The sequence below is a fragment of the Nostoc sp. UIC 10607 genome (assembly GCF_047228265.1).
GTDB lineage: Bacteria > Cyanobacteriota > Cyanobacteriia > Cyanobacteriales > Nostocaceae > Nostoc > Nostoc foliaceum_A.
This window is the reverse complement of the sequence record NZ_JBIQNW010000137.1, coordinates 1-5,774: the sequence shown is the minus strand read 5'-3', so window position 1 is coordinate 5,774 and position 5,774 is coordinate 1. Positions and strand designations below refer to the sequence as shown.

5 protein-coding genes are annotated in these 5,774 nt (G+C 42.7%); 3 read left to right on the top strand and 2 right to left on the bottom strand.

Features of this window, described 5'->3' with window-relative positions:
• Positions 1-5 precede the first annotated feature (5 nt).
• Positions 6-197, bottom strand: coding sequence for a hypothetical protein (locus ACEYW6_RS35570; RefSeq protein WP_412983506.1), 192 nt, complete (start codon positions 195-197; stop codon positions 6-8).
• 671 nt (positions 198-868) lie between these two features.
• Between ACEYW6_RS35570 and ACEYW6_RS35565 the strand changes: the two genes are divergently transcribed.
• From ACEYW6_RS35565 to ACEYW6_RS35555, 3 genes are read left to right on the top strand one after another with little or no spacing between them, the layout of a single operon-like run.
• Positions 869-1,024 carry a hypothetical protein gene (locus ACEYW6_RS35565; protein ID WP_412983505.1) on the top strand — a complete coding sequence of 52 codons (156 nt, stop codon included), beginning with the start codon at positions 869-871 and terminating at the stop codon, positions 1,022-1,024.
• A gap of 2 nt (positions 1,025-1,026) precedes the next feature.
• Positions 1,027-1,632, top strand: coding sequence for a DUF1392 family protein (locus ACEYW6_RS35560; protein WP_412983504.1), 606 nt, complete (start codon positions 1,027-1,029; stop codon positions 1,630-1,632).
• A 3-nt stretch (positions 1,633-1,635) separates the two neighbouring features.
• Entirely contained in the window at positions 1,636-2,385 is a 750-nt protein-coding gene (locus ACEYW6_RS35555) for a DUF488 family protein (RefSeq protein ID WP_412983507.1), read from the top strand.
• Here the strand turns inward: ACEYW6_RS35555 and ACEYW6_RS35550 are convergent.
• Complete coding sequence (locus ACEYW6_RS35550) at positions 2,377-5,388, bottom strand: pentapeptide repeat-containing protein (protein WP_412983503.1); 3,012 nt, start codon at positions 5,386-5,388, stop codon at positions 2,377-2,379. The genes ACEYW6_RS35555 and ACEYW6_RS35550 overlap by 9 nt on opposite strands.
• Positions 5,389-5,774: the final 386 nt, after the last annotated feature.

Genomic DNA, 5,774 nt, shown 5'->3' with positions numbered 1-5,774 from the left:
CTATTCTAAGTACGCCTACATAGGTTTTTAGCGATCGCACCTTTTTTGTTCAACCTCACCAAATCGCGTTGCTCCCATGTTCTATATTCTTCAGGTAGACATAGGGTTAAAATTCTCCGTAATCGTGAGATATGCATATCTACCACACGGGTATCTCTATGAACCTCTGGTACAAAATGCCACAATTGCTGTAACACTATCAGTCATATTTTGGGAACCAATGGTTCCCATTCGCTGGCCAAGTGCTGCCTCATCACCTCAAGGGAGCAATCTTAGGCTGTAGAGGGGCGGTTGTAACAAGGGCACAGGAGAGGCGATCGCTTACCATAGGCGCACTTTCACAAAAATACTCTACTGAGTTATTCACCGCAATAGAGTATATAAATTTACTATAATCATCTTTTACCAGCATTCAGTTTATACTTTAGTAATTATTTATACCTCTGTATAAATACTGCAAATCTTGCCTACAGTTTAATGTAGGGTTTCTCCTGCGTCGGCACAAGTAACTTAGGCAACAGACTTGGACTTGGCAACTTCAGATATTTACTCTGAGGAGAACAATCTAGGATCATTAACCAGTGTAGACCAGCAATCGCTTTCATCGAAAATCCTACAGGGCTACTCTAGAGGAATGGCAACAGTCCTCGAAGACCTTTCCAAAATCCGGTACGTATGTGAATGAGAAACTATACCCGCGTACTGCCTCGGCTTGCCACATGAAAGAGAAAGAGTCTTTATCATTGCCTACCCCAATGGCTTATTCCACCGTCAATAGCCAACCCCCTGGGCAGACCAAATAGGAAATCAGATTACGCAAGTACGGTTCTCTCATGAAGACCGAAGCTTTGAACCCGGTATTCGTGAGGTGGCTTTTGGGATTCCCGTTGGAGTAGCCAAGGGAATCAAGGGCAATTATGATGCCCGTCGTGCTTATGGCTTGAGTTGTTCTCCAAGGCAAGCTGCGATCGCTTGGAAACGGATTGATTATTTGTGCAGTCTATTGTTCAGTCAGGAGGCATAAGCATGATTAACCTTGTCCAAACTTTAGAAACTTGCTGGTATGTTTCACCACCTTGGGGTAAAGAGATTCCTCCCTTAGAAGTTTCCCTGTTAGAGAAAGTCTACGTCACTACCACCAAATCTTTCGGTTACTGTTGCGGTGTCGAGTGGTCAGCTAAAGGCTGGAGTTATGAGATTGTCTCTGGCAACGATAATCTAACTGTTTTAGGACGTGAAATCATTGCTACAGGAAACTTACAATTAGTTACCAAAGAAAAACCTGTGTTCCACCTGGGTGAATTAGTCGAGTTCCGATTTCATGGCGACGGGCCACCAGCAAGGATTGTCCAAGGCATCCAACTGATTTGCGATTCCTGGTTCTACTGCATCGAATGGATGTCCCCAGGAATATCTGAAAACGGTGACGCATCTGGCGAAGAGAAAATGGGGCAGGCTTCGTACCCAACCGATCCTCCATCTACGCAGACAAGCACCCCCAAAAAGCCTGCCCCATTTTCTAAGCCGTTCCCCCGTGACGAGCTTTTTACTTTCAGAGATGCGATCGCCCTTGGCGGGACTTCGCCCATCGCACGAGTGACTGACTATGACTTGGAGAGGGTGCGATTATAGACAATCTACACCTCATACTACCGTGGCGAAATCCGAGGCGAGGCCATCTCAATTTCGCTGTACCCTCCCAAAAATTGGAAAGGCAAACACCTGCCTCTATTCGCGCCAACTCCAGAACTGCTGAAGTGGTGGAAAGCATCAGCCCAGGATACCGCCGCACAGGAAAAATACACCAGGGAGTTCAGGAAGACTCTGGATTCTCGTCAGCAACTAATTCAATTGTGGGTGAGAAAACAGAAAGAAAATCCGCAAGATATAACGCTATGCTGCTTTGAAAAGACTGGGGATTTCTGTCATCGATATCAAGTCGGTGAGGAGATACTGCAAGAGCTTTGGGGCGGGGAAATTGGTGCTGACCAGCTACAATTAACCCTTATCCAAGGCAAGACAAATCACCCTATTAGTTCGCCAAGTGAATTTGGCGGCGTAAAGGGTAAGGGGGAAGGAGAAAAGGTTTTAAATCCCAAACCCATTAACCTTTCACCTTTACCCAGCCCTCACCTAACATTTTTGGATTGCCAAACCACTACTGCGTATCCACCTTTGGTATCGTCGCTAATCGAAAAATGTCACGCGCTGGGTTATCCTGTGAAGTGCGATCGCTTGGAGTGTGGCTACTACCAGGTATCTCTGCATGGCAAGGATTTGGGCGATTGGTCGGAACTTGGGGTACTGGTGGTTTTGTCGGGGTTACAGCAGGAATTCTATCGGGGGCGGCTGCTACCGGGGTTGGCGGCAGTGGGGTCAGGCTGAGGGTGGAGTGTCTTTTGGGGGCGAGGGGTGGGCGGTTGGGTTTAGTTGGGAAAGCAAGCCTTCAGGTACGTTTTGTGTTTTATCTAATGGTCGCACATCTTTCCAGTTTGTATCCTCATCCCAAGTAATATTGAGAAGGTTAGCACCATCAAGGTCAGCGCCAGAGAAGTTAGCGCCATCGAGGTCAGCGCCATCGAGGTCAGCGCCAGAGAAGTTAGTGCCTATGAGGTTAGCACCAGAGAGGTCAGCGTCATCGAGGTCAGCGCCAGAGAAGTTAGCGCTTATGAGGTTAGCACCAGAGAGGTTAGCGCCAGAGAGGTTAGCACCAGAGAGGTTAGCGCCAGAGAGGTTAGCACCAGAGAGGTCAGCGCCATCAAGGTTAGCGCCTCTAAGGTTAGCGCCAGAGAAGTTAGCACCTCTGAGGTTAGCGCCAGAGAGGTTAGCACCTATGAGGTTAGCGCCAGAGAGGTTAGCAACAAAGAGGTTAGCACCTATGAGGTTAGCGCCATCAAGATTAGCACCATCAAGGTTAGCGCCAGAGAGGTTAGCGCCTCTGAGATAAGCAACAGAGAGGTTAGCGCTAGAGAGAAAATAAGCAACAGTTGCCGAAAAAGTCTTTAAACCACTACTGTTGCTATATCCAATAATCCGAAATAATCGTTCACTATCATAATTATCACTATCTTTTTTACCGCAAGGATAAAAAACAATATTATCTTTTAAATCATTTTTATTTTGAGCATAACGATTTAATTCAAAAAGTAAAATTATCACGTTTAAGCCAGTATATATATCTATCTCTCTCAACCCTAAATTTATATTTTTCACTTGGAACTTTTGCATTTGAGTTAAAGGAAAAATTTTAGTTTTTTGCCCATCAATAAATTTCCCTTGACACCAATCAAAATAGAAATCTTCTAATCGCTCAAATATTTTTAAGTATTTAAATTGCTTTTCAGAATCAAGCAGAGCCATTAAGTACTCTACAATTTCTCTTGTCAATCCACCGTAGCCAAATAAATCATAGATTTCTTCTGCCAGCTTGTCATCATCAATAACATATCTCTCACGTCTACTTTCAGAATCTATTTTTGTCCAATGTCTCAAGCTATCTTTTATTTTCTGAGCGCAGAGAAATTCGCCAAAACTCTTATGAATAAACTCGACAGAACCTTCTGTTGAGAAGGATGCTTTTGCTGGGCGTAAATAAAATGCTGCTAACGCATTTCTTAAAGGATTTTCACCACCAAGCTTCTTCTGTGCTTCTTCCAGTAACTCTCTGGCTGTTTTATCATTTTTGAGCCGTTCTTCAATTGCTTTGATTGAAGTCCATTCTCTTCCAGACTGAGTAACACATAACCCCGCTTCAATTAAAATCAGGCGCAAGTCTTCTGTATCAAATTCTGTAAGTTCTAGATTAAGCTTCTCAGGTCGCTGTTTTGTTAAAACCCAATCTAGTGTTTTTTGATAGATTATTATTTTAGCTTGAGCATCATTAGCACCTTCAAACATTTTGATATTTAACTCGTCATCTCGGTGCATAGCTCCCAAAAGATACAGCAAAAGTGGTTCTTGCGCTAATTCTTTAACACGCTCAGGGCAATTATCTGCCTTGAGAAACTTTTGAAATTCTGATGCTTTATCTTGTCCAACTAGTGTTCCCCAATTTAATAACCACTGCTTTTGTAGTTCGTCGTCCATTAATGCAATTTCTAACCTAACTAAGTTAGCTGGTAGCCGATTTTCAATTCCATGCAACGCTGATTCTCTACCAGTTACTATGAATTTATGCTTACATACTCTTTGCGCTTGATAGTTTCCTACTTGCCCAAGAAAATCTTCAACTCCCTTTGCTGTTCTTCCTTCAAAACGTAATTCATCAAAACCATCTAATATAAATAAATATCGAGTATTGCGATCGCTTAACCAATCATCTCGGTTAGCAAAATTTTCCCTGACAGCCGCACGAAGAGTATTTTCGATATTTGGCTCAAAAGTATCTATGTCTCTAAGCCTAATTAGTATTGGTGTCCAAATTGGGTGAAGTTCTTTTCTTACCCGCTCTGCAACCATTTTACAAGATACGCTTTTGCCTCGCCCTGGGCCTGCTTGAATAAAAATAACTTGCTTATTTGTTTCCGATTTATTCAGTTGCTCTGTTAGCCAATTCTCTAAATCAACAATTGACTTTTCTTTAGGTTTGCCATTGTTATCTAACAATTGAGCTTTCAGTGGCACATAAATTTCAGTAATTTTAAATTCTTCACCTATTACCTTCCATCTCTCCATTAGTGACGAGTCGCTGGGTGAGGGTGATATCTGCTCTTTCAGGTATGACTCAATGCTGGCGTATTTCTCATCTGCTCTTATTTCTTGTGCTGCTATTATCATCAAACTTAAGGTTTGACGCACATCTTCTGATTCGTAAGAGAAAAGCTGCTTGATATAATTATATGTATCCCAGGCTACCCATCCTGTTACCAGAGATGCAATCTCTGGTCTAATCCCTTTTGTTTCTAGGTAACTAGATAACTCTTGATTTAAAGCTTGTCCTAATGTTGAATTTGGAAACTGCTTTAGTGCTTCTTCAGCTTTACTATTGTCTAATTCTAACTGTCCCAGTTGGTGAAACTGAAGCTTAACTTCCTGCTCTTTTAACTCTGCATTCAGTTTTTCCTGTAACCAAACGTTTCTCTCAACTAAAGCATTAAAACTATTTATATAAGCTAATGGGCAAGCAAAAGCTACCCATTCTTCTATCTCAAATTTCTGATTTGTTCTTTCATGTAGCAATGTCAAGCCTTTCCGTCCAATTCCTACAAATGCTAACCCTGCCGCAACTACTGGTGCTGATGGTACACTCGCTAGCACGCCCAATGCGATCGCAAATTCCAAAGCAGCTTTAGTAACTTCTGCTCCCGACTCCACTGTTTCTCCACGCTTTACTGTTTTCTCAAGCAGTCCAGGAATCCAACGTTGCCAAATCTGCTGAATCTTTGCCATTGCTTAAATTCCTGTGTTAGGTGTTTTACTGGTGATCAGGGTTTATGCTTGCTACACTTGAGGTTAACGCTTTTACGGACTGCGACGCAATATTTCGCTTGCAGCGAGTAAACAACGCACTGCATGTATCACTCGATTGTTGGCAGTGGGTACAAAATCCTCTTGCAGCCACCTATACAATAAAAAACTGCCCTGGGGCAAGGAGTCCAGAGCAGCGCTGACAAAAAAATATGGGAGTTTTAAACTATTACCCCCTGCTTTACATATAGTTCGTTCGCTATGTAATACTCTTCAGTTCAAGTTTTGTAATTTACGCAAAAAGAGCGAAAAACTTTTAAAGCTGCACTATACAAGGATTAGACGCAATAAACCAAGCCCAATACAGC

Coding starts and splice junctions, on each gene's coding strand:
- ACEYW6_RS35550 (WP_412983503.1), bottom strand. CDS start 5,388: ATGGCAAAGATTCAGCAGATTTGGCAACGTTGGATTCCTGGACTGCTT.
- ACEYW6_RS35560 (WP_412983504.1), top strand. CDS start 1,027: ATGATTAACCTTGTCCAAACTTTAGAAACTTGCTGGTATGTTTCACCA.